19 protein-coding genes and 4 tRNA genes are annotated in these 24,078 nt (G+C 59.4%); 7 read left to right on the forward strand and 16 right to left on the reverse strand.

Annotated elements, in window-relative coordinates:
- Positions 1-42: 42 nt before the first annotated feature.
- From J3D60_RS10015 to J3D60_RS10060, 10 genes are all read right to left on the reverse strand, one after another.
- Positions 43-1,917, reverse strand: a complete 1,875-nt coding sequence (locus J3D60_RS10015; RefSeq protein ID WP_065940150.1) for a SurA N-terminal domain-containing protein — start codon at positions 1,915-1,917, stop codon at positions 43-45.
- A 229-nt stretch (positions 1,918-2,146) separates the two neighbouring features.
- Positions 2,147-2,419 (reverse strand): HU family DNA-binding protein, encoded by a 273-nt coding sequence (locus J3D60_RS10020; RefSeq protein WP_003174819.1) that lies wholly within the window; start codon positions 2,417-2,419, stop codon positions 2,147-2,149.
- A 149-nt stretch (positions 2,420-2,568) separates the two neighbouring features.
- The gene (gene lon, locus J3D60_RS10025; protein WP_253491213.1) at positions 2,569-4,965 is read right to left on the reverse strand and encodes an endopeptidase La; all 2,397 of its coding nucleotides are present in this window, start codon (positions 4,963-4,965) and stop codon (positions 2,569-2,571) included.
- A gap of 162 nt (positions 4,966-5,127) precedes the next feature.
- A complete protein-coding gene (gene clpX, locus J3D60_RS10030) occupies positions 5,128-6,411 on the reverse strand; it encodes an ATP-dependent Clp protease ATP-binding subunit ClpX (RefSeq protein WP_003238279.1) in 1,284 nt (427 codons plus the stop codon).
- A gap of 112 nt (positions 6,412-6,523) precedes the next feature.
- A complete protein-coding gene (gene clpP / locus J3D60_RS10035) occupies positions 6,524-7,159 on the reverse strand; it encodes an ATP-dependent Clp endopeptidase proteolytic subunit ClpP (protein WP_003174822.1) in 636 nt (211 codons plus the stop codon).
- A gap of 91 nt (positions 7,160-7,250) precedes the next feature.
- Positions 7,251-8,561, reverse strand: a complete 1,311-nt coding sequence (gene tig / locus J3D60_RS10040) for a trigger factor (RefSeq protein WP_027606242.1) — start codon at positions 8,559-8,561, stop codon at positions 7,251-7,253.
- A gap of 397 nt (positions 8,562-8,958) precedes the next feature.
- Positions 8,959-9,034: transfer RNA gene (locus tag J3D60_RS10045), tRNA-His, on the reverse strand.
- Between the two features lie 77 nt (positions 9,035-9,111).
- Positions 9,112-9,196, reverse strand: a tRNA-Leu gene (locus J3D60_RS10050).
- A gap of 56 nt (positions 9,197-9,252) precedes the next feature.
- Positions 9,253-9,328, reverse strand: a tRNA-His gene (locus J3D60_RS10055).
- Positions 9,329-9,360: 32 nt separating this feature from the next.
- Positions 9,361-9,437 (reverse strand) — tRNA-Arg (locus J3D60_RS10060).
- Positions 9,438-9,712: 275 nt separating this feature from the next.
- On the opposite strand from J3D60_RS10060, the gene folD reads away from it, so the two are divergent.
- Positions 9,713-10,567, forward strand: coding sequence for a bifunctional methylenetetrahydrofolate dehydrogenase/methenyltetrahydrofolate cyclohydrolase FolD (gene folD / locus J3D60_RS10065; protein WP_253491215.1), 855 nt, complete (start codon positions 9,713-9,715; stop codon positions 10,565-10,567).
- Between the two features lie 207 nt (positions 10,568-10,774).
- The gene (gene pbpG / locus J3D60_RS10070) at positions 10,775-11,698 is read left to right on the forward strand and encodes a D-alanyl-D-alanine endopeptidase (protein WP_092354602.1); all 924 of its coding nucleotides are present in this window, start codon (positions 10,775-10,777) and stop codon (positions 11,696-11,698) included.
- A 43-nt stretch (positions 11,699-11,741) separates the two neighbouring features.
- On the opposite strand, the gene J3D60_RS10075 is transcribed toward pbpG, so the two are convergent.
- The gene (locus tag J3D60_RS10075; RefSeq protein ID WP_253491218.1) at positions 11,742-12,404 is read right to left on the reverse strand and encodes a C39 family peptidase; all 663 of its coding nucleotides are present in this window, start codon (positions 12,402-12,404) and stop codon (positions 11,742-11,744) included.
- A gap of 211 nt (positions 12,405-12,615) precedes the next feature.
- Here J3D60_RS10075 and J3D60_RS10080 point away from each other — a divergent pair, with 211 nt between their 5' ends.
- Positions 12,616-12,777: a hypothetical protein gene (locus J3D60_RS10080; protein WP_162844269.1), complete on the forward strand. Its 162-nt coding sequence runs from the start codon at positions 12,616-12,618 to the stop codon at positions 12,775-12,777.
- Here J3D60_RS10080 and J3D60_RS10085 read toward each other — a convergent pair.
- Positions 12,774-13,184 carry a hypothetical protein gene (locus J3D60_RS10085; RefSeq protein ID WP_253491220.1) on the reverse strand — a complete coding sequence of 137 codons (411 nt, stop codon included), beginning with the start codon at positions 13,182-13,184 and terminating at the stop codon, positions 12,774-12,776. The genes J3D60_RS10080 and J3D60_RS10085 overlap by 4 nt on opposite strands.
- 207 nt (positions 13,185-13,391) lie before the next feature.
- On the opposite strand from J3D60_RS10085, the gene J3D60_RS10090 reads away from it, so the two are divergent.
- Genes J3D60_RS10090 through J3D60_RS10100 form a run of 3 tightly spaced genes read left to right on the forward strand, consistent with a single transcriptional unit; the run spans position 13,392 to position 19,174 of the window.
- Positions 13,392-16,613 carry an efflux RND transporter permease subunit gene (locus tag J3D60_RS10090; protein ID WP_253491222.1) on the forward strand — a complete coding sequence of 1,074 codons (3,222 nt, stop codon included), beginning with the start codon at positions 13,392-13,394 and terminating at the stop codon, positions 16,611-16,613.
- A complete protein-coding gene (locus tag J3D60_RS10095; protein ID WP_253491224.1) occupies positions 16,603-17,772 on the forward strand; it encodes an efflux RND transporter periplasmic adaptor subunit in 1,170 nt (389 codons plus the stop codon). The genes J3D60_RS10090 and J3D60_RS10095 overlap by 11 nt, the downstream gene beginning before the upstream one ends.
- Positions 17,756-19,174 (forward strand): efflux transporter outer membrane subunit, encoded by a 1,419-nt coding sequence (locus J3D60_RS10100; RefSeq protein ID WP_253491226.1) that lies wholly within the window; start codon positions 17,756-17,758, stop codon positions 19,172-19,174. Before J3D60_RS10095 ends, J3D60_RS10100 begins: the two co-directional genes overlap by 17 nt.
- Before the next feature lie 199 nt (positions 19,175-19,373).
- Here the strand turns inward: J3D60_RS10100 and J3D60_RS10105 are convergent, their stop codons facing one another.
- Both J3D60_RS10105 and J3D60_RS10110 read right to left on the reverse strand, forming a co-directional pair.
- Complete coding sequence (locus tag J3D60_RS10105; RefSeq protein ID WP_253491228.1) at positions 19,374-19,826, reverse strand: hypothetical protein; 453 nt, start codon at positions 19,824-19,826, stop codon at positions 19,374-19,376.
- Positions 19,804-20,142 carry a polymorphic toxin type 44 domain-containing protein gene (locus tag J3D60_RS10110; protein WP_081744441.1) on the reverse strand — a complete coding sequence of 113 codons (339 nt, stop codon included), beginning with the start codon at positions 20,140-20,142 and terminating at the stop codon, positions 19,804-19,806. Before J3D60_RS10110 ends, J3D60_RS10105 begins: the two co-directional genes overlap by 23 nt.
- A gap of 414 nt (positions 20,143-20,556) precedes the next feature.
- Here J3D60_RS10110 and J3D60_RS10115 point away from each other — a divergent pair, with 414 nt between their 5' ends.
- Entirely contained in the window at positions 20,557-21,015 is a 459-nt protein-coding gene (locus J3D60_RS10115) for a transposase (RefSeq protein ID WP_253491230.1), read from the forward strand.
- A gap of 120 nt (positions 21,016-21,135) precedes the next feature.
- Here the strand turns inward: J3D60_RS10115 and J3D60_RS10120 are convergent, their stop codons facing one another.
- Positions 21,136-22,419: a Zn-dependent hydrolase gene (locus J3D60_RS10120; RefSeq protein ID WP_253491232.1), complete on the reverse strand. Its 1,284-nt coding sequence runs from the start codon at positions 22,417-22,419 to the stop codon at positions 21,136-21,138.
- 25 nt (positions 22,420-22,444) lie between these two features.
- A complete protein-coding gene (locus J3D60_RS10125) occupies positions 22,445-23,926 on the reverse strand; it encodes an NCS1 family nucleobase:cation symporter-1 (protein WP_253491233.1) in 1,482 nt (493 codons plus the stop codon).
- Positions 23,927-24,078 lie beyond the last annotated feature (152 nt).

Below are 24,078 nucleotides of genomic sequence, written 5' to 3' on the forward strand. Positions count from 1 at the left end.
CCCCGGTCTTTTCAGGCCGGGGGCTTCTTGTTCAAACCGTCATCAGTACTTCTTGATATCGGCCTTGGTTTCCAACTGCTTGCGGTACGCTGCGAAGTCCTGTTGGCCAACACGGGAAGCGAGGAAGCGGCGGTACTGCGCCTTTTCTTCGTCCGTTGGGGCAGCCGCCTCGTTGACGCCGTTCAAGCGCACGATCACCAGGCTGCCATCAGCCAGTGCCACGGTGGTGAAGGTCGGCTTGTCCTTGGCCGCAGGCTTGGGCATGCGGAACAGGGCTTGCAGCACGGCCGGGTCAATCGCTTCCTGGCTACGGGTAGCCGCTTCAGTGACTTTCCAGGCCTGGCCGTCGACCGGCTGGTTCAGCGGGGTCTTGCCATCACGCAGGCTGGCGATCAGCTCATCAGCGTGAGTCTTGGCAGCCGCGCTGGCGCGCTCCTTGGCCATCTGTGTGCGGATCGCTGCTGCAACGCTTTCCAGCGGCAATTGCGCCGGTTTGCGGTGCTCTTTGGCACGCAGCACGATGATGGTTTCCGGGTCCAGCTCGATGGCGCTGCTGTTGGCCCCCTCATCCAGCACTTCCGGGCTGAACGCAGCGGTGACCACGGCGCGGTTGGCCGCAACACCGTCACCGCCCTCACGGCCAAACGGCGCGGAGGTGTGCACGGTCAGTTTCAGGTCAGACGCCGGTTGAGCCAGATCGGAGGCTTCGAATGCCGCATCTTCCAATTGCTTGGTTGCTTCGACAAAACGCTGCTCGACCTGCTGGGTCTTGAGCTCGCGGGTCAGCTTGTCTTTCAGGCTGGCGAACGTCGGCACTTGCGGTGCCTCAACGCCCAACAGCTTGATCAAGTGCCAACCGAAGGTACTGCGCACCGGTGCAGATACCTGGTCCTTGTTCAAGGCGTACAAGGCGGTTTCGAAGTCCGGGTCGTAGACGCCAGGGCCGGCAAAGCCGAGGTCACCGCCATTGTTGGCCGAACCTGGATCCTGGGAGAACTCCTTGGCCAGGGCCTCGAACTTCTCACCCTTGGCCAGGCGCGCCTGGATTTCTTCGATCTTGGCCTTGGCTTGCGCGTCGGTGACCTTGTCGTTGACTTCAATCAGGATGTGCGCTGCACGACGCTGTTCAGCGAGGTTGGCGGTTTCTTTCTGATAGGCAGCCTGCAGTTCATCGTCCTTGACGCTGACCTGGTCGAAGAAGGAAGACTTCTTCAGTTCCAGATAGTCGATGACCACCTGGTCCGGGGTCATGAACTCCTTGGCGTGCTGGTCGTAGTAGGCCTTGACCTCGTCGTCGGTGAGTTTCACCGCCGCAGGGTTGGCCTTGATATTGACGGTGGCGAAATCGCGGGTCTGCTTTTCCAGACGGGCAAATGCCAGCACTTCGGCGTCGGTCACGAAACCGCTGCCGGCGATGCCTGCGCGAACCTGGCCGATCAACATTTCCTGGGTCAGCATCTGACGGAACTGCAGACGGCTGTAGCCCAACTGACGGATCACCTGGTCAAAGCGTTCGGCGTTGAACTTGCCGTCCACCTGGAATTCCGGCGTCTGCAGGATCACCTGGTCCAGCGCAGCCTCAGAGAAGCCAAACTTGGAGTCCGCGGCGCCTTGCAGCAGCAGCTTGCGATCGATCAGGCCCTTGAGGGCTGCTTCGCGCAGCAATTTTTCGTCCAGCAGTGAAGCATCGAAATCCTTGCCCAGCTGTTGCATCAGCTGGCGACGTTGCATATCGACGGCCTGGCTCAGTTCAGTCTGGGTGATTTCTTCACCGTTGACCTTGGCCACGTCCTGCTTGGTGTTGGTCGAAGCCTGGAAAATGGCCTCGATACCGGTGAACGCCATCAATGCGACGATGATCCCGATAATGGTCTTGGCAATCCAGCCTTGTGAATTGTCCCTGATATTTTGCAGCATGCGTCCCCCAGAAACGGTTGAACTTCAAAAATTGGCAACCGTGGAGCGTGGGTAGAGTCCGGATAGAAGAAAGGCGCATCCGAGGATGCGCCTTCTCGTAACTGGCGGAGCGGACGGGGGGTTGAATCTACACCCCGGCTTGGCGACCCGATGGATACTTGGGTCAGCTGTCGCTCCGCTGCCAGGCCAGACCTGCGTCCGACCCGGGTAGCAAAGGCTTGATCGAAGCTTAGTTAACCGCTTCTTTCAGGGCTTTACCGGCTTTGAAACCTGGTTTCTTGGCAGCAGCGATTTGCAGTGCTTTGCCAGTCTGCGGGTTACGGCCAGTGCGAGCTGGGCGGTCAGTCACAGAGAAAGTACCGAAGCCTACCAGTACCACGGAGTCGCCGGCCTTCAGAGCGCCAGTGACGGATTCGATTACTGCATCCAGCGCACGGCCGGCAGCAGCTTTCGGGATATCAGCGGATGCAGCGATAGCATCAATCAGTTCCGACTTGTTCACTCTAAGTCCCCTTATATATCTATTGAGTATGATTCTAAGTTTTTTGGTAAACAGCAAAAACCAGTGCTGAATGGCCTACAGACACTTAAGAGCCGCTTTATAACAAGGGCTCTAAAAAGCTGTCAAGGAAGCCCCCAGGCTTATTCACATTAATGCGTGCTAATTCTTTCCTTGGAATCAGACTCTCGCTTTTCGTCCTTTGCGACTATCTCCGGAGCCACATCCGGCAAGGGCTCCGGCGCGTATTGCAGCGCAATTTGCAGGACCTCGTCAATCCATTTAACCGGTTTAATCTGAAGATCCTGCTTGATATTGTCAGGAATTTCCTTCAAGTCGCGAACATTCTCTTCAGGAATGATCACGGTCTTGATGCCACCGCGGTGTGCCGCCAGCAATTTCTCTTTAAGGCCGCCAATGGCCAATACCTGGCCACGCAGGGTGATTTCCCCGGTCATCGCGACATCGGCGCGCACCGGTATGCCGGTCAATGCCGAAACCAGGGCCGTGCACATGCCTACGCCAGCGCTGGGGCCATCCTTCGGTGTAGCCCCTTCCGGCATGTGGATGTGGGTGTCGTGCTTCTCGTGGAAGTCCAGGGGGATCCCCAGGCTCCTGGCGCGGCTGCGCACCACGGTCTGCGCGGCGGTAATGGATTCGACCATCACGTCACCGAGGGAGCCGGTCTTGATCAACTGGCCCTTGCCGGGGATCACCGCAGCTTCGATGGTCAGCAATTCGCCGCCCACCTGAGTCCACGCCAGGCCAGTGACCTGCCCTACCTGATCCTGCTGTTCTGCCAGGCCGTAACGGAATTTACGCACACCCAGGAAGTGCTCAAGAGCGTCGGCCGTGACCTTCACCGAGAAGCGTTTTTCCAGCGCGTGCTCCTTGACCGCCTTGCGGCAAATCTTCGCGATCTGGCGCTCAAGTCCCCGTACACCGGCCTCGCGGGTGTAGTAGCGCACGATGTCGCGGATCGACTCGACGTCGAATTCGATCTCGCCCTTCTTCAGGCCATTGGCCGAAATCTGTTTGGGCGCGAGGTATTTGACGGCGATGTTGATCTTCTCGTCTTCGGTGTAACCCGGCAGACGAATCACCTCCATCCGGTCCAGCAATGCCGGCGGAATATTCATGGAGTTGGAGGTGCACAGGAACATTACGTCGGACAGGTCGTAGTCGACCTCCAGGTAATGGTCATTGAAATTGTGGTTCTGCTCAGGGTCGAGCACTTCCAGCAAGGCCGATGCCGGATCGCCACGCATGTCGCTGCCCATTTTGTCGATTTCATCGAGCAGGAACAGCGGGTTGCGCACACCCACCTTTGTCATTTTTTGAATCAATCTTCCTGGCATCGAACCGATGTAAGTCCGGCGATGACCACGAATTTCCGCCTCATCACGCACGCCACCGAGGGCCATGCGCACGAATTTACGGTTGGTGGCATTGGCGATGGACTCGGCCAGGGAGGTTTTACCTACCCCAGGCGGGCCAACCAGGCACAACACCGGGCCACGAATCTTCTTCACGCGTTTTTGCACGGCGAGGTATTCGAGGATGCGCTCTTTGACTTCTTCAAGGCCATAATGGTCGGCATCGAGAATGTCTTCAGCGCGCGCCAGATCCAGGCGTACCTTGGTCTGAGCCTTCCACGGCACCTGCACCAGCCAGTCGATGTACGAGCGCACCACGGTGGCTTCAGCCGACATCGACGACATCTGCTTGAGCTTGTTCAACTCGGCGGTGGCTTTGGTCAGGGCGTCTTTCGGCAGACCGGCAGCATCGATGCGCTTTTTCAGCTCTTCGATTTCGTTGTGGCCTTCCTCGCTGTCGCCGAGCTCCTTCTGAATGGCCTTCATCTGCTCATTCAGGTAGTACTCGCGCTGGCTGCGCTCCATTTGTTTTTTGACACGACCACGGATGCGCTTCTCGACCTGGAGCAGATCGATTTCGGCATCCAGCAACGCCAGCACGTGTTCGACACGGGCCGACAGGTCGATGATTTCGAGGATGTCCTGCTTCTGCTCGATCTTCAGCGCCATGTGCGCGGCCATGGTGTCGACCAGGCGGCTTGGCTCATCGATGCTATTGAGGGAAGACAACACTTCAGCCGGGACTTTCTTGCCCAACTGCACGTACTGCTCAAACTGCGAGAGCAGGCTGCGCACAAACACTTCGGACTCGCGCTCAGGGGCCTCGACTTCGTCGATCAGCACCACTTCAGCGCGCAGGTGGCCGTCCACCTCCATGAAACGCTCTACCGCACCGCGCTGCTCGCCTTCCACCAGCACCTTGACGGTGCCATCGGGCAGCTTGAGCAGCTGCAGGACAGTGGCAATGGTGCCGACGCGATACAAGGCATCTTCGCCCGGATCATCATCGGCAGGATTTTTCTGGGCCAACAGCAGGATCTGCTTGTCGCCCGTCATCGCGGCCTCGAGGGCTTCGATAGACTTCTCGCGCCCCACGAACAGCGGGATAACCATGTGCGGATAGACGACGACATCACGCAACGGCAGGAGAGGCAATTCGATGGTTGTCTTCATGATTTCGCCTCTATGACAGTTGAAAAATAAGCTTGAAACCAAGATGGGGGCTGCGTGTAAAAAAAACAAGCTCAATGCTGGCAGTTACACGCAGTAAAAATCCTTATGAAAAACAAAGGAGCCCCTAGAGGCCCCTTCGTTTGTACCAAAACTGCGAAACGCTTACGCGTCTGGCGCAGCCTTGGCAGTCGGCTCACTGTTTTCGTAGATATACAGTGGCTTGGACTTGCCTTCTATAACGCTTTCGTCGATCACCACTTTACTCACCTCGGACTGCGAGGGGATTTCGTACATGGTGTCGAGCAATACACCTTCGAGGATCGAACGCAGGCCACGTGCACCGGTCTTGCGCTCCAGTGCCCGCTTGGCCACCGATTTGAGCGCGTCGGTACGGAATTCGAGGTCCACACCTTCCATCTCGAACAGCTTGGCGTATTGCTTGGTCAGGGCGTTTTTCGGTTCGGTGAGGATCTGAATCAGAGCCGCCTCATCCAACTCGTCCAACGTGGCCAGGACCGGCAAACGGCCAACGAATTCCGGGATCAGACCGAACTTGACCAGATCGTCAGGCTCGACTTCACGCAGGGACTCGCCCACCTTCTTGCCTTCTTCCTTGCTGCGCACTTCTGCACTGAAACCGATGCCGCCACGGGTAGACCGTTGCTGAATAACCTTCTCCAGGCCGGAGAATGCACCGCCACAGATAAACAGGATGTTGCGCGTATCAACCTGAAGGAATTCCTGCTGCGGGTGCTTGCGGCCGCCTTGTGGCGGTACGGAAGCGACCGTGCCTTCGATCAGTTTCAACAGGGCCTGCTGCACGCCTTCACCGGAAACGTCCCGGGTGATCGACGGGTTGTCGGACTTGCGCGAGATCTTGTCGATTTCGTCGATGTAGACAATACCCATCTGGGCCTTCTCTACGTCGTAGTCGCACTTCTGCAGCAATTTCTGAATGATGTTCTCGACATCTTCGCCCACGTAGCCAGCCTCGGTGAGGGTGGTGGCGTCGGCGATGGTGAACGGAACGTTCAGCAGGCGAGCGAGGGTCTCTGCAAGCAGGGTCTTACCCGAGCCTGTAGGACCGATCAGCAAGATGTTGCTCTTGCCGAGTTCGACTTCGTCGCCTTTCTTGTCACGCTGGTTCAAGCGCTTGTAGTGGTTGTATACCGCTACGGCCAGAACCTTCTTTGCACGCTCTTGACCAATCACATACTGATCAAGGATGCCGCTGATTTCTTTAGGCGAAGGCAATTTATGCGCGCTGCTTTCGGCCTGGGCTTCCTGCACCTCCTCACGGATGATGTCATTGCACAGGTCGACGCACTCGTCGCAGATAAAGACCGAGGGGCCGGCAATCAATTTGCGCACTTCATGCTGGCTTTTGCCACAGAAGGAGCAATAGAGCAGCTTGCCGTTGTCCTCGCCGTTGCGGGTGTCAGTCATTCGTTCGATCCAAATCCGATAGGCTTGCAACACAAGATGAAGGCTTATGCGGGCTTTTTCAAGCCCGCAGGTGATCGGGAAACCCAACCAGCCCTATTTTGAGCGGCTTATATTAAGCGGGGCGCTTTTCGATCACTGCGTCGATCAACCCATATTCACGTGCAGCTTCGGCGCTCATGAAGTTGTCACGGTTGGTGTCGCGCTCGATTTCTTCCAGGGTGTGCCCGCTGTGCTTGGCCATCAGCGTGTTGAGACGTTCGCGGATGAAGAGGATTTCCTTGGCGTGAATTTCGATGTCCGACGCCTGGCCCTGGAAACCGCCCAGTGGCTGGTGAATCATCACGCGCGAGTTCGGCAGGCAGTAACGCTTGCCCTCGGCACCTGCGGTCAGCAGGAACGCGCCCATGCTGCAGGCCTGGCCAATGCAGGTAGTGGATACGTTCGGCTTGATGAACTGCATGGTGTCGTAGATAGACATGCCCGCAGTCACCGAACCGCCCGGTGAGTTGATGTAGAGATGGATGTCCTTGTCCGGGTTTTCCGCTTCAAGGAACAGCAGTTGCGCACAGATCAGGTTGGCCATGTAGTCCTCTACCGGGCCCACCAGAAAAATCACTCGCTCCTTGAGCAGGCGCGAGTAGATGTCGTAGGCGCGTTCGCCACGAGCGGACTGCTCGACAACCATCGGGACCAGGCCGCCTGCGGCCTGGATATCAGAGTTCTGCTGAATATAGGAATTACGGAACATGCTCTGCAGTTACTCCCAAATAGTCATGTCTTGAAAACGCATAAGCCAGCGCGAGGCTGGCTTATGGTTGAATTTCCAACGAGTTGGACAATCAGTCGGCTTGTGCTGCTTCCGCCGGCTTGACTGCTTCTTCGTAAGAGACCGCTTTATCGGTCACCTTAGCCTTCTGCAGAACAGTATCCACAACTTGTTCTTCCAGCACAACCGAACGTACTTCGTTCAGCTGCTGGTCGTTCTTGTAGTACCAAGCCACGACCTGCTCAGGCTCCTGGTAGGCCGAGGCCATTTCCTGGATCATTTCGCGGACGCGATCTTCGTCAGGCTTGAGGTCGAACTGCTTGACCACTTCAGCCACGATCAGGCCCAGCACCACACGGCGCTTGGCTTGCTCTTCGAACAGCTCGGCCGGCAGTTGGTCTGGCTTGATGTTGCCGCCGAACTGCTGGACAGCCTGTACGCGCAGGCGATCCACTTCGTTGGACAGCAGGGCCTTAGGCACTTCGATCGGGTTGGAGGCCAGCAGACCGTCCATGACCTGGTTCTTGACCTTGGACTTGATAGCCTGGCGCAGCTCGCGCTCCATGTTCTTGCGAACTTCGGTGCGGAAGCCTTCGATGCCGGTTTCCTTGATGCCGAACTGATTGAAGAATTCTTCGTTCAGTTCTGGCAGCTTAGGCTCGGAAACGCTGTTGACGGTCACGGTGAACTCGGCGGCTTTGCCAGCCAGGTCCAGGTTCTGGTAGTCAGCAGGGAATTCCAGGTTCAGGACACGCTCTTCGCCGGCTTTGGCGCCAACCAGGCCGTCCTCGAAGCCAGGAATCATGCGGTTGGAACCCAGCACCAGCTGAGTACCCTTGGCGGAGCCGCCAGCGAATGCTTCGCCGTCAACCTTGCCAACGAAATCGATGTTCAGCTGGTCTTCGTTCTGGGCAGCACGGTCGACCACTTCGAAACGGGTGTTCTGCTTGCGCAGGATTTCCAGCATGTTGTCCAGGTCCGAATCAGCCACTTCGGCGCTCAGGCGCTCGATAGCGATACCGTCGAAACCGGCCACTTCGAACTCGGGGAACACTTCGAATACGGCAACGTATTCCAGGTCCTTGCCCGCTTCCAGGGACTTGGGCTCGATCGAAGGCGAACCAGCCGGGTTCAGCTTTTGCTCAACCACTGCTTCGTAGAAAGAAGCCTGGATCACGTCACCGACGGCTTCATTGCGTGCATCAGCACCAAAACGGCGCTTGATTTCGCTCATTGGCACTTTGCCTGGACGGAAACCAGCGATCTTGGCCTTTTGGGCAGTCTGCTGCAGACGCTTGTTGACCGCAGTCTCGATGCGCTCAGCCGGCACGGTGATGCTCATGCGGCGCTCGAGAGCAGTAGTATTTTCAACAGAAACTTGCATGGATATTCCTCGTTGCACAGACGTTAGCCGGCCATTTCCGACCCCAATCAAGGGCATGCATTCTAGTGGGTCAAACTCAAGAAGTCACCCTACTGGAAATACGCCCGTAAACAGCCGGCAATTTATCGGTACGAAGGCACTGTCGCGCCCCGCCCCGGTGACAAATAAAGCCAATCACGCCAGGGCTCTGCGCCGCCCCTCTATATATAGAAGGGATCGTCGCCCATCTCCCTGACGGCCTACCTCGCAATGAAGGCAGATAACAATGCAGTATCATCGAGACACATAAATACGATGAAACGCATCGCCATCGCGACCCACAACCCGCAGCCACGAAAAACCGAACCGCCAAAACCAAAAAAGGCGCCAGACTGTTAAATCTGGCGCCTTTCGAATATGGGGTGGACGAAGGGGATCGAACCCTCGACAACGGGAGTCACAATCCCGTGCTCTACCAACTGAGCTACGCCCACCATATTGCGTTAACAAAGAAACCAAACTACTTCTTTGTCTAACCCCACCCTGCATGCAAACCGAGTAAGGCCTTATTTGGTGCGGATGAAGAGACTCGAACTCTTACGCCTCGCGGCGCTGGAACCTAAATCCAGTGTGTCTACCAATTCCACCACATCCGCGCTTGAAGCTCTTAAAGCAAAGGCGCCAGACGGTTAATCTGGCGCCTTTCAAAATATGGGGTGGACGAAGGGGATCGAACCCTCGACAACGGGAGTCACAATCCCGTGCTCTACCAACTGAGCTACGCCCACCATATAGCGCTACTTGTGCCAAAGCTGCCTAATGGCGCACCCGGCAGGACTCGAACCTGCGACCATCCGCTTAGAAGGCGGATGCTCTATCCAGCTGAGCTACGGGCGCCTTATTAATCTGTACTCTTGGAGGATTACAAACTAAGTGCTTCCAGCCTTGCAGAACAACGATTCTGCTCGACCTTCTTAACCAGTGCTAGGCTGTGCCCGACAAGTGCGACGAATAGTATAGAGGGCCTGGAAACCCGTCAAATCTTTTTTGAAAAAAATTCATTTTATTTAAGGGGTTAGGCCAATTTGCGGACCAAGCGCCTTTGCCCTCACGCCGTGGCGTGCGAGAATGCGCGCACTTCTCCTCCCCCTCTCGATGGTTAATCACGCGTAATGACTGCACAACTTATCGACGGCAAATCAATCGCCGCCAGCCTGCGCCAGCAGATCGCCAAACGAGTCGCCGAGCGCAGCCAGCAAGGCTTGCGCACGCCTGGCCTCGCGGTGATCCTGGTCGGCAGCGATCCTGCCTCTCAGGTTTATGTCTCGCACAAGCGTAAAGACTGTGAAGAGGTCGGCTTTCTTTCCAAGGCCTACGACCTGCCTGCCGACACCACCCAGCAGGCCCTGACCGACCTGATCGACAGCCTCAACGACGACCCGGCGATGGACGGCATCCTCCTGCAATTGCCATTGCCCGCGCACCTGGACGCGTCCAAGTTGCTCGAGCGCATCCGCCCTGACAAAGACGTCGACGGTTTCCATCCTTATAACGTCGGCCGCCTGGCCCAGCGTATCCCGCTGCTGCGCCCGTGCACGCCCAAAGGCATCATGACCCTGCTGGAAAGCACCGGTGTCGACCTGTACGGCCTCGATGCCGTCATCGTCGGCGCGTCCAACATCGTGGGCCGCCCCATGGCCATGGAGTTGCTGCTGGCCGGTTGCACCGTCACCGTGACCCATCGTTTCACCAAGGATCTGGCCGGCCACGTTGGCCGTGCCGACCTGGTTGTCGTGGCCGCCGGCAAGCCGGGCCTGGTCAAGGGTGAATGGATCAAGGAAGGCGCCATCGTCATCGACGTGGGCATCAACCGCCAGGAAGACGGCAAGCTGGTCGGCGACGTGGTGTATGAAACCGCCCTGCCCCGCGCCGGCTGGATCACCCCGGTGCCGGGTGGCGTTGGCCCGATGACCCGTGCCTGCCTGCTGGAAAATACCCTGTACGCCGCAGAAACCCTGCACGGTTAATAACCAGCCGTACTGAAAAAGCCCTGCCTTATCGCAGGGCTTTTTATTGCCCGGAAGAAAGCCTGTTTTTTCTTAGTTTTTAAGCACTTTCGTCCGGTTTTAGAAGAACATTCGACAGTCTGTCGTCCATACTCCTAAAATGTAACGCCATTTGTCACAAAACCCGTTTCCCAACGGTATTTCTTACTTTTTAGCGAGTTCATCCGCGTGAAAATTCGTCTTTCCATTGTCAGCCTGTTTTTTGCGTTCACCGGCACCTTTGCGCACGCTGCCGACTCCGCCCTGGCGCCGCGGGATCCCTCCAAACTGCAGATCGCTTCCGGCAGCGCCATGCTGGTGGACCTGCAGACCAACAAGGTCATCTACGCCAGCAATCCCGACGTGGTGGTGCCTATCGCTTCGGTGAGCAAGCTGATGACGGGCCTGATCGTGCTTGAAGCCAAGCAGAACATGGACGAGTACATCGACATCAACATCACCGACACGCCGGAGATGAAAGGCGTGTTCTCCCGCGTGAAGATCGGCAGCCAGATGCCGCGTAAGGAGATGTTGCTGATTGCCCTGATGTCCTCGGAAAACCGCGCCGCCGCGAGCCTGGCGCACCACTATCCGGGCGGCTACGCGGCCTTTATTGCCGCGATGAACGCCAAGGCCAAGGCCCTGGGCATGACCAGCACCCATTATGTCGAGCCCACCGGCCTGTCGATCCACAACGTGTCCACCGCCCGCGACTTGAGCAAGCTGCTGGCCTACGCGCAAAAATTTCCGATGCTGAGCCAGTTGAGCACCACCAAGGAAAAGACCGTAGCGTTCCGCAAGCCCAACTACACCCTGGGTTTCTCCAACACCGACCACCTGATCAACCGCGCCAACTGGGATATCAAGCTGACCAAGACCGGTTTCACCAACCAGGCCGGTCATTGCCTGGTGCTGGTCACCCGCATGGGTAATCGTCCGGTGTCGCTGGTGATCCTGGATGCTTTCGGCAAATTCACCCACTTTGCCGATGCCAGCCGTATCCGTAGCTGGGTCGAGACCGGCAAGGGCGGCTCGGTGCCGGACGTCGCGCTGCGCTACAAGGCTGACAAGAACCTGAAGAACCGCGCGAATGCCGCCGAAGTCCGCCGTTAAGGAACACCGAGAACGCATTTAGGAGGGGCTCGCCCCTCCCATTTTATTTGTGTTCCGCCAACACCTTGAGCGCCTGCGCTGCCGCCCGCTCCTGCCCGGCCTGGGCCGTTGCGTTCGCCGAATCCCGCCAGCGCTGCGCATCCACATTGGCCGGTAATTGGCTCGGGCGCTGGATGACGATTGCCCAGTGCCCGGCACTGCTCCACTTCGACTCAAAGTCGCTGAAGCTCATCAGCAGGCGTCGGTCCATGCCTGAACGCAACAGCACCGTGCTTTTCTGCTGGTTGAAACCCACCACCACCACGTAGTGCGCGTCAGACAACAGGCCGCCGCCAATCCGCGCCATCACCGGATAACCCGCCGCCACCTGCGCCAGTACCGCGGTCAGCTTGGCATCCAGCGGGTACACCATCAGCCCGTACTCACGGGCCAGCACCTGCATGTTGCGCTCCAGGTCCGCTTCACCGCCCGGCAAATGCAACGGTTTATCCAACAAGCCCGGTGTCATCACAATGCCTTGTTGCGACAGCATGCTGGCTAATGCTGTAGGACCACTCTGATAAGCCTCGCTGCGAAAGGTCGGCACACCATTGAGTTCGACACGTTCCGGCAGGCCCGGAAGTTTCGACGGCTGCCCGGAACAGGCCGCGAGCCCCAGGGCACAGGCCAGCAACAAGGATGTTTTAAGGTTCGACCGTAACCGCAATTTTTTACTCTCTTGATCAACTGCCGGTGAGGGCCCTGATCATAGGACGCTCTGCCACGCGGGTATAGCCCACAGGCTCAGTAAAGCGTCGCGGTTAGAGCAAACGAGTTGGACGAACACGACCATTGGTCAATAGCAGGCAACCGCCGGGTAGCTAGACTGTCCATTGAGAAGACTGTGTGTGCCCCCTGCGGGGCGAAAGGAGGCCAAAATGAGCCTTGCAACAACGATTTTCCTGTTGATCTGCGGATGGCTGGCGGTAGCCGGCGCCATGTTGTGGGGGGTGTTGCGCATTACTCGCCGGCACCATCACCCCCACGTCAAACCTGCGGCACCCGCCAAGCCCCACAGAGCGGCGGTGCACCACGCCTAGCCAGGCATGCAATTGAAATCCTGAGTCGCCGCGACTTCCTTACCGTGCCCGTCCATCAGGGATGCGCGCACGGTGGTGCCCAGGCTCGACTCCACCAGGGTGTAATGCTCACCCGCCTTGAAATCCTTGTACTCGACCCGACCCTGGCAGTCCTGCTGGTTGTCGTCGCCGGCTTCTTCCTCGAACAACGTCACGTCCAGGCGATGATCCCCGGGGGGCACTTCGAAAAAGCGCCCGTCGTCGACACGCTTGCCGTCCACACGTTCAGCCATCAGATCGTTCGGCGCGTCTTCTTTCAAGCCGATCCAGGCTTCGCTGGGGTCCGCCTTGGGAATCGGGCCGGCACAGGCTGACAACAACAAAACAGCCCCCAGGGCGGGGATCAACAATAAAGGTTTGAGTGACATGGCAGGGCTCCAAAGAACATCAGTAAAAAGACAAGTCGTCCGATGGGATGCAAGCTTGGGCAGCCACGCCTTGTAGAACAAATGAATCCATATGAAACGATCTTCAGCCCTTACCTAAATGTTCCTTCACCTGGCTGAAAGGCGCGTGTTAGGTGGGTCGGGCAAGACTGCCGGGGTTTGCAATCCTGCTCCCTCGGAGGTTCACGCATGCTCGGGCTGGTAAAGACCGCACTGCAAAAGCCGTACACGTTTATCGTGTTGGCCATATTCATCTGCATCATCGGGCCGATGGCGGCCCTGCGAACCCCCACCGACGTGTTTCCCGATATCGGCATCCCTGTGGTCGCCGTGGTCTGGCAGTACAACGGCCTGTCGCCGGACGCCATGGCCGGCCGGGTGATCTACACCTACGAACGCTCCCTGAGCACCACCGTCAACGACATCGAACATATCGAGTCACAATCCCTGCCCGGCATGGGCATCGTGAAGATTTTCTTCCAGCCCGGCGTCGATATCCGCACCGCCAACGCCCAAGTGACCGCCGTATCACAAACGGTGCTCAAGCAGATGCCACCGGGTATCACGCCACCGCTGATCCTCAACTACAGCGCCTCCACGGTGCCGATCCTGCAAATGGCGTTCTCCAGCCCGACGCTGTCGGAAGCCAAAATTCGCGACCTGGTGCAGAACAATATCCGCCTGCCCCTCAGCGCCCTGCCCGGCCTGGCCATGCCCACGCCGATGGGTGGCAAGCAGCGGCAGATCACCCTCGACCTCGACCCCCAGGCGTTGGCGGCCAAGGGCTTATCGGCCCAGGATGTGGGCAATGCCCTGGCGCTGCAGAACCAGATCATCCCGGTGGGCACCGCCAAACTCGGCCCCAATGAATACACGATCCTGCTCAACAACAGCCCCAAGGCCATCGATGAGCTCAACGACCTGCCGATCAAGACCGTCAACGGCGCGCTGATCACCATCGGCCAGGTTGCCCACGTGCGCGACGGTTCGCCGCCGCAGACCAACATCGTGCGCGTCGACGGCCATCGCGCGGTGCTGATGCCGGCGTTGAAAAACGGCAGCATTTCCACCTTGTCGATCATCGACGGTATCCGCCAGATGCTGCCGCGCATCAACCAAACCCTGCCGCCGTCACTGAAGACCTCGTTGCTGGGCGACGCCTCGGTGTTCGTCAAGCAATCGGTGGGCAGCGTGGCCCAGGAAGGCATCATCGCCGCGCTGCTGACCAGTGCGATGATCCTGCTGTTCCTCGGCAGCTGGCGCTCCACGATTATCATCGCGGCGTCAATTCCCCTGGCGGTACTGTCGGCCATTGCGCTGCTGGCGGTCAGCGGGCAAACCCTCAACGTCATGACTCTCGGCGGGCTGGCGCTGGCCGTAGGGATCCTGGTGGACGACGCCACGGTGACCATCGAAAACATCAACTGGCACCTGGAACAAGGCAAGGCGGTGAAGACCGCGATCCTCGACGGCGCCGTGCAAATTGTCGGCCCGGCGTTCGTCTCGCTGCTGTGCATCTGCATCGTGTTCGTGCCGATGTTCCTGCTGCAAGGCATCGCCGGTTATCTGTTCCGGCCGATGGCGCTGGCGGTGATCTTTGCCATGGCCAGCTCATTCATTCTTTCGCGCACCCTGGTGCCGACGCTGGCGATGTTCCTGCTCAAGCCGCACACGCCGGAGCCAGGCGCGGGGCACCATCCCGAAGATGCATTCATCAACCACCATGAGGGCGAGCAGCACCCGAAACCGCGCAATGCCGCGCTGCAAGCCGTGCTGAATTTCCAGCAAGGTTTCGAGCGCCACTTCTCGAATATCCGCGACACCTACCATGGCTTGCTGACGTTGGCCTTGGGTCATCGCAAGCGCTTTATCGTAGGCTTTCTGGCCTGTGTGCTCGCCTCATTCCTGCTGTTACCCAGCCTGGGCCAGGACTTTTTCCCGGCGACGGATGCCGGCGCGCTGGCCCTGCATGTGCGCCTGCCGCTGGGCACGCGTATCGAAGAAAGTGCCGCCGCCTTCGACCGCATCGAAGCGCGGATCCGTGAAGTGATCCCCGCCGAAGAACTGGACACCATCGTCGATAACATTGGCATTCCGCTCAGCGGCATCGACATGGCCTACAGCAGCAGCGGCACCATCGGCCCGCAGGATGGCGACATCCAGGTCAGCCTGAAAAAGGGCCATGCGCCCACCGCCGACTACGTGAAGAAACTGCGTGAAGCGCTGCCGCAAAGTTTCCCAGGCAGCCACTTCGCGTTCCTGCCGGCGGACATCAGCAGCCAGATCCTCAACTTCGGCGCACCGGCGCCTCTGGACGTGAAAATCTCCGGGCGCAGCGATGCAGAAAACCGCGCCTATGCCGTCGAGTTGGAACGTCGCCTGCAACACGTGCCCGGCATCGCCGACCTGCGCATCCAGCAGTCCACCGGCTACCCGTCGCTGCAGGTGAATGTCGACCGCATGCGCGCCAACGGCCTGGGCATCACCGAGCGGGACGTGACCAACAGCATGGTGGCGTCGCTGGCCGGCAGTTCACAGACCGCGCCGACCTTCTGGCTCAACCCGGCCAACGGCGTGTCCTATTCCATTGTCGCCGCCACCCCGCAATACCGACTCGACAGCCTGCCGTCACTGGAAGCGCTGCCGGTCACCGGCGCCAATGGGCAGTCACAGATCCTCGGTGGCGTAGCAACTATCTCCCGCGTGCAAAGCCCGGCGGTGGTGACCCACTACAACATCGAACCGACCCTGGACCTGTACGCCAACGTGCAGGGCCGCGACCTCGGCGGCGTAGCGCGCGACGTGCAAAAGGTGCTGGATGACACCGCGCATCTGCGCCCCAAAGGCGCGACGATCAGCCTGCACGGGCAGATCGATGCGCTGCATGAAGCCTTCAGCGGCTTGAGCCTTGGCCTGCTGGGTGCGGTGGTGCTGATCTACCTGCTGATCGTGGTCAACTTCCAGTCGTGGGCCGACCCGTTCGTCATCATCACCGCGTTGCCGGCGGCGCTCGCAGGCATCGTGTGGATGCTGTTCCTCAGCGGCACCTCCTTGTCGGTGCCGGCGCTCACCGGCGCCATCCTGTGCATGGGCGTCGCCACGGCCAACTCGATCCTGGTGGTGAGCTTCTGCCGTGAGCGCCTGGCCGAACATGGTGATGCGTTGAAAGCCGCCATGGAGGCCGGTTACACGCGCTTCCGCCCGGTGTGCATGACCGCCCTGGCGATGATCATCGGCATGTTGCCCCTGGCAATTTCCGAGGAGCAGAACGCCCCGCTCGGGCGCGCCGTCATCGGCGGTTTGATCTTCGCCACCCTCGCCACATTGTTGTTTGTTCCCGTGGTCTTCAGCCTGGTCCACGGTCGTCACCCTACTCGCGCAGTTGCAGGAGAAACCCCACATGTCGTCTGATCACAAACCCTCGCGCAAGCGTCTGATGCTCATGGGTGTCGGCGGCCTGACCCTGGCCGCCCTGTTGGTCGCCAACGGCCTGCATGCCCGCACGCTGCACGAACAATCGGTCACGGCCTGGACCGAGACCGCCGCCATCCCGCACGTGATGGTGTTCCAGCCCCGGCAGAATGTGGCCGGCGATACCTTGCGCCTGCCGGCGCACCTGGAAGCCTGGAGCAAGGCGCCGATCCACGCCCGGGTCAGCGGTTACCTGAAGGATTGGAAAGTCGATATCGGCAGCCGGGTCAAGGCCGGGCAAGTCCTCGCGGAAATCGACAGCCCCGACCTGGATCAACAGCTGGCGCAGACCCATGCACGCCTGGTGCAGGAACAGGCCAACGCACGCCTGGCCGAAACCACCGCCACGCGCTGGCAAAACCTGCTGGCCAGCCATTCGGTATCGCGCCAGGAGGCCGATGAAAAAACCTCCAATGCCGCTGCCGCCAAGGCCAACGCCGAGGCCGCCGCTGCCGACTACGCCCGGCTGTCGGCGCTGGAAAACTACAAGACCCTTCGCGCCCCGTTCGCCGGCACCATCACCGCGCGCAACACCGATATCGGCCAGCTGATCAAGGCCGACACCGACAGCGATCCGGAACTGTTCAACATTGCCGACACCCATCAATTGCGCCTCTACGTACCGGTGCCGCAGAACTACGCAGCGGTCATCCATCCGGGCCTTGAAGCCGAACTGACCGTGCCCGAGCACCCCGGCAAGCATTTCAAGGCGCGCCTGATCGGTGACTCCACCGCCATCGACCGCCGCTCCGGCACCCTGCTCGCCCAGTTCGTCGCCGACAACCCCGACGGCGAGCTGCTGCCCGGTGATTATGCCGAGGCCACCCTGCCGATTCCGGCCGATACCCATGGCGTGAGCATCCCGGCCAGCGCCCTGATCTTCCGCGCCCAGGGCACCCAGGTGGCGGTGTTGGACGGGCAGAACCATGTGCACCTGCAGCCCATCCATATCGGCCTCGACCTGGGCGAACGCCTGGTGATCGACCAGGGCTTGAAACCCGCCGACCGCATCGTCGACAACCCGCCCGATGCCCTGCGCGAAGGTGATCCCGTGCAGCTCGCCGATGCCTCCGGAGGTGCGCATGCGCATAAGGCTTAAACCGCTCGCCGCATTGACGCTGCTGCTCTTGCAGGGTTGCTCGATGGCGCCGACCTACAAGGTGCCGGCGATCGACCTGCCGACCCACTACCGCGAACAGACCAGCGATGGACCCTGGCACAGCGCGCAGCCGTCCGACCAACTCTCGCCCGAATGGTGGAAGCTCTACAACGATTCGCGCCTGAATGACCTGCAACAGCAGCTGCTCAAGGCCAACCCGGACCTGGCGGCGGCGCTGGCGCACTTTGATGCTTCCCAGGCGTATGCCAGCCAACTGCACGCAGGCCTGTTCCCGCAGATCACCGCCAGCGCGCAACCGCTGCGCCAGCGGCAATCGGATTCGCGACCGTTGCGGGGGGATACGCAACCGTCGGTGTACAACAGCAACATCGCGGGGTTTTCCTTGAGCTATGACATGGACCTGTGGGGCAAAATCCGCAACCAGGTCGCGGCCGGCGATGCCCAGGCGCAAGCGTCCGGGGATGACCTGGCGGTGGCGCGCCTGAGTTTGCAGCGTCAGTTGGCCACCTTGTACTTGCAGCTCAATGGGCTGGATGCACAGAGCCGGATTCTCACTCGCTCGCTGGATGATTTCAGCCAGGCATTGCAATTGACCCGCAGCCGCTACGAGGGCCAGATAGCCTCGGAACTGGACCTGACCCGTGCGCAAAATCAACTGGCGCAGGCCAGGGCGCAATTGGATGAAGTGCGTGGGCAACGCAACCTCACCGAGCACGCCATCGGCGAGTTGGTGGGTGTGGCAGCCAGCGACTTTACCTTGCCGCCCAGCCAGCAACTGATCGCCCTGCCGGGAATTCCGTCACAGTTACCAAGCCACCTGTTGCAACGTCGCCCGGATATTGCAGCGGCAGAGCGACGGGTGTTTGCGGCCAACGCAAATATCGGCGTGGCCAAGGCGGCGTGGTATCCGGACTTCAGCTTGACCGGGTTGATCGGCGGGCAGACACAGGGCGTCGGCAATCTGCTGTCGGCGGGCAATCGGTATTGGGCACTGGGCCCGTTGGTGAACCTGCCGATCTTCGACGGTGGCCGCTTGAGCGCCAATGAACGCCAGGCCAAGGCCGAGTTTGAAGAGGCGTCGGCGCAGTACCGCAGCCAGGTGCTGAAGGCCGTGCGTGAGGTGGAAGATAACTTGGCGCAACTACGGGATTTGCAACAGGAGGCGCAGGATGAACAAGCGGCGGCGGATGCGGCGCAACACACGCAATCGCTGGCGATGAACAGCTATCAAGCGGGTGCGGTGAGTTACCTGGATGTGGTGACCGCACAGACCGCGGCGTTGCAGGCGCAGCGGACATTGCAGGCGGTGCAGACGCGGCAGTTGCAGGCCAGTGTAGGACTCATGACCGCACTCGGCGGCGGCTGGCAACCTGGCGCCTGACATCACCCCAGGCACAGTGATAGCGGTGGAACAGCCAGTTTATCCGTAGCTGAGCCACCGCAATCGGGGGCAAGCCCCCTCCCACACGGGTCCTGCGTCAGACACATAATGTATAAGCGCCGCTGAGCCAATGTGGGAGGGGGCTTGCCCCCGATTGCGGTGATTCAGTCAATCATCACTGACTGATCCACCGCATATTTCAGCCCTCTGGCCGACTATTAAGAAAAACACTCACCACTGTGTAATCACTACCATTGGCATGCCGATACAGGGTACTGCTGTGATAGTCGGATACATCCCCCGACACCGAAACCGTAATCGAACGGCTCTCGACATCAACTTTTACCGCCCCGTCACGCGTAACTAGAAACGGATTGGCATCTTTCAATAAAGCCAATATTTCACTATCGGTTCCCAAGGTGCGGTAAACGTAATATCGGTAACTGAACGGCACAGTGGCCCCTCCGCGATCATCCTTGACGCCATAGATCGAAGCGTCATCACTGATCGGCACGCGGAGTACAACCTCCGTCAATTGCGGACGGCCCGGCGAAAGCAGCCAATCACCAGCGATATACACCAAGCAAAGCGCCAGCAAGATCGTTATGACCGTTGAATAAAGCGACTTTCTAGTAGTTCCTGAACCTGGCATACCTGATTCCTTTCTTGATCCAATATTGGTCGACTGGATCGTCACCGAAAGGCGCATCCCCCCACCAACGACCAAACTCGGGTTTATCCGTACCCGCCCTGGTTTGAGCAAGTCCCGCTGCACGTAAAAGCACTTCTTCGCTGAAACCCGCGGCAATCCCCACGGCGCCATAGTGAAAGTTTCCAAACGCTTCATATTCTTTGGAAATTTGCTTGTAGTCCCACGGGCCGCGATTGCGGACCTGAGTATAAAACCAAGAGTACATAAACGCTGAACCGGCTTTCAGTACATTCTTTTTATGAAAAGCGGTGGCCATATTTTCGTCAACCGATACACCAGGCGGGGGTATAGGGTTCGCCATTGCATGCTTCCTCTGCATTAGGTTTTTGCGCGGCAGAACCTAACACCGGATAGCCAAGATGATGAGCGAGGAGAAGAGCAAAAGAGGATTCGTACGAAGGAGTAAGACATGCCTTACACCACAGCCTCAAAGCAAGATACTTCCAAGTGCAATGAGGTTGCGGCAGCGTCAGTTCTGGCCTCATCGGGGGCAAGCCCCCTCCCGCACTGATCCTGCGTCAGACACATAATGTATAAGCGCCGCTGAGCCAATGTGGGAGGGGGCTTGCCCCCGATTGCGACCGTCCAGACACATCCTGCCAAAAGCCCGCCCATCAACCGCCTGCTCGCCAATCTAGCCTCTCTAAGCACATCTAGAGAGGGCCAGGGAATGGCAGATTTACCCGCTTCACACCGCCTGCGCATCGGTCGATTCAGCGAACCCAACCGTATCTACCTCATCACCACCAACACCCACGAACGCATACCGATATTCAACAATTTCCATCTCGGTCGCCTGGTGGTCTGGCAATTTCGGTTAGCCCAGTACCAAGGGCTGGCCAACTCCCTGGCATGGGTCATCATGCCGGACCATTTCCATTGGCTGCTTGAACTGAAAAAAGGCTCGCTGGCGGACTTGATGTGCCAGGTGAAGTCAAAAAGCACCAGGACCGTCAATGGCGTGAGTGGTCGCAAGGGCCGGCTCTGGCAAGAGAGCTTTCATGACCGGGCTCTGCGCAAGGAAGATGACTTGGTGAAAATGGCCCGGTATGTGGTGACTAATCCATTGCGAGCGGGTCTGGTCGAGCGGATTGGCGACTACCCACTGTGGGATGCCATCTGGGTTTAACGTCAAACACAGTTCAAATGTGGGAGGGGGCTTGCTCCCGATTGCGGTAGGTCAGTCAGCTTATCTGTAACTGACACACCGCTATCGGGAGCAAGCCCCCTCCCACATTTTTACCGCATTTCAGGCGGCAAGTTTGCCGCTGGCGATGGCGGCTGAAGCGGCCACCATGGCCCGCAACAACACCGCACACCCCGCCGCCAGGTCATCCGGTGCGGCGTTCTCGATTTCATTGTGGCTGATGCCACCCTCACACGGCACAAAGATCATCCCCGCCGGCCCCAACTCGGCGACGAAAATCGCGTCGTGCCCTGCCCCGCTGACGATGTCCATGTTCGACAAGCCCAGCCCATTGGCCGCATCGCGCACGGCGTCCACACAGCCTTTGTCGAAGTACAGCGGCGGGAAGTCAGCCGTGGGTTCCATTTCAAAACTCAGCCCATGCCTGGCACAGGTCTCGTCAATCACCTGGCGCACCTGGGCAATCATCGAATCCAACCGCGCCGGTTCCAAGTGCCGGAAGTCCAGGGTCATGCGCACTTCGCCCGGAATCACGTTGCGTGAACCGGGATACGCCTGCAGGCAACCGACGGTCCCGCACGCATGGGGCTGGTGCCCCAACGCCGCCGCATTGACCGCCGCCACCACCGCCGCCGCGCCTACCAGGGCGTCCTTGCGCAGGTGCATCGGCGTCGGCCCCGCATGGGCCTCGACACCGCGCAGTTTCAGGTCGAACCACTTCTGCCCGAGGGCGCCGAGCACCACGCCGATGGTCTTTTTCTCATCCTCCAGAATCGGCCCTTGTTCGATATGCGCCTCGAAATACGCACCGACCTTGTGCCCACTCTCAGGACGGGTTCCCGCGTAGCCAATCGCATTCAGCGCTTCACCCACGCTGACCCCGTCCGCATCAACCTTGGCCAGGGTATCCGCCAGGGTGAATTTCCTGGCAAACACCCCCGAGCCCATCATGCACGGCGGGAAGCGCGAGCCTTCCTCGTTGGTCCACACCACCACTTCCAAGGGCGCCTCGGTTTCGATCTTGAGGTCATTGAGCGTACGCAACACTTCCACTCCCGCCAGCACGCCAAAGCAGCCATCGAACTTGCCACCTGTGGGCTGGGTGTCGATATGGCTGCCGGTCATCACCGGCGGCAGGTCGGGATTACGCCCAGGGCGGCGCGCGAAGATATTGCCGATGCCGTCGACGGTCACGGTGCAACCGGCGTCTTCGCACCATTGCACAAACAGGTCGCGGGCCTTGCGGTCGAGGTCGGTGAGAGCCAGGCGGCACACGCCGCCCTTGGGGGTGGCGCCGAGTTTGGCCAGGTCCATCAGCGACTGCCACAAGCGGTCGCGATTGATGTGCTGGTGGGACGATTGCAGAACGTCAAGGGCAGCGTTCATGGGGATCTCCTCAGGCTTGTATTTCTTATGAATTGACAACCACCGGGCTGGCTTCACGCCTGGCATTCAGGCCGTAATACAACAACCCGCCCAACGCCGAACCGGTAAACCAGCCGTAGCTGTAGAACCAGCTGAACGCATCACTGCCCAGGGACAGCAAGGTCAGCACCACCGGCACACCGAAGGCGATAAAACCGCTCCAGTTCCACGCCGGGTACACGTCGTCGCGGTACAGGCCAGCCAGGTCCAGTTGCTGTTTGCGGGTGATGAAGTAGTCCACCACCATGATCCCGGCGATCGGGCCCAGCAGGCTTGAGTAGCCCAGCAACCAGTTGGAATACACGGTTTCCAGGCTCACATCCGAGACGATCAAGCCGAGTTTTTTCAGCAGTTCGTGGCCCATCAACGCCAAGCCCACCAACCCGGTGAGGATCACCGCCGTGGTGCGGTTGATCAGCTTGGGCGCGATGTTCTGGAAGTCGTTGGTGGGCGAGACGATGTTTGCAGCGGTGTTGGTGGACAACGTGGCGACGATGATCAGCGCCATGGCCACGGCCACCCACACTGGGCTCTGGATATGGCCGATCAGGGTCACCGGGTCGGATACGCTGACGCCCACCAGTTTCACCGAGGCGGCGGTCATGATCACGCCGAGGGCGGCGAACAGGAACATGGTCAGCGGCAGGCCGAAAATCTGCCCGAGGATCTGGTCCTTCTGGCTTTTGGCGTAGCGGCTGAAGTCGGGAATATTCAGCGACAAGGTGGCCCAGAAGCCCACCATCGCGGTAAGGCCGGCCATGAAGTAACCGGTCAGGCTCGCGCCTTCGGGCCGCTTGGGCGGGATTGCCATCAACTCGCTGATCGACACGTTGGGCATCGCCCATATCAGCAGGCCGATGCCCACCGCCACCAGCAACGGCGCCGACAGGGTTTCCAGGCGCTTGATCGACTCGGCGCCGCGCAGCACCACCCATAGATTCAGGCACCAGAAAATCATGAAACCGATCACTTCACCGGTGCCGCCGAGGGACTTCCATCCCTCGAAAATCGAGCCCAGGAACAGATGGATCGCCAGCCCGCCGAACATCGTCTGGATCCCGAACCAGCCGCACGCCACCAGCGCGCGGATCAGGCACGGCACGTTGGAACCGAGGATGCCGAAGGACGAACGCAGCAACACCGGAAACGGAATGCCGTACTTGGTGCCGGGGAAGGCATTGAGGGTCAGCGGGATCAGCACCACGATATTGGCCAGCAAGATCGCCATCAGTGCCTCACCCACCGACAGGCCGAAATACGCGGTGAGCACCCCGCCCAGGGTGTAGGTGGGCACGCAGATCGACATGCCGACCCACAGCGCGGTGATGTGCCACTTGTTCCAGGTGCGTTCGTGCACCTTGGTCGGTGCCATGTCGTGGTTGTAGCGAGGGCTGTCGAGGACGTCGGGACCGGCGTCGAGTTCGTACAGGCCGTTGCGCTCAATGACTTGCGATCTGTTCTGTTGCATGGCCGCTCCACGGTTTTTTCGAATTATTGTTGCTCACCCCGCGCTGAACGCAGGGTGGCCGGAGTACCTCGTAAACAACATGACATCACGGGCCCGGCCAGCCATCACTGCACTCAATAACCGTGCCGACAACTGCCCTTGAACCCGCACCG

The organism is Pseudomonas sp. S3E17 (genome assembly GCF_024168685.1).
Classification (GTDB): domain Bacteria; phylum Pseudomonadota; class Gammaproteobacteria; order Pseudomonadales; family Pseudomonadaceae; genus Aquipseudomonas; species Aquipseudomonas marginalis.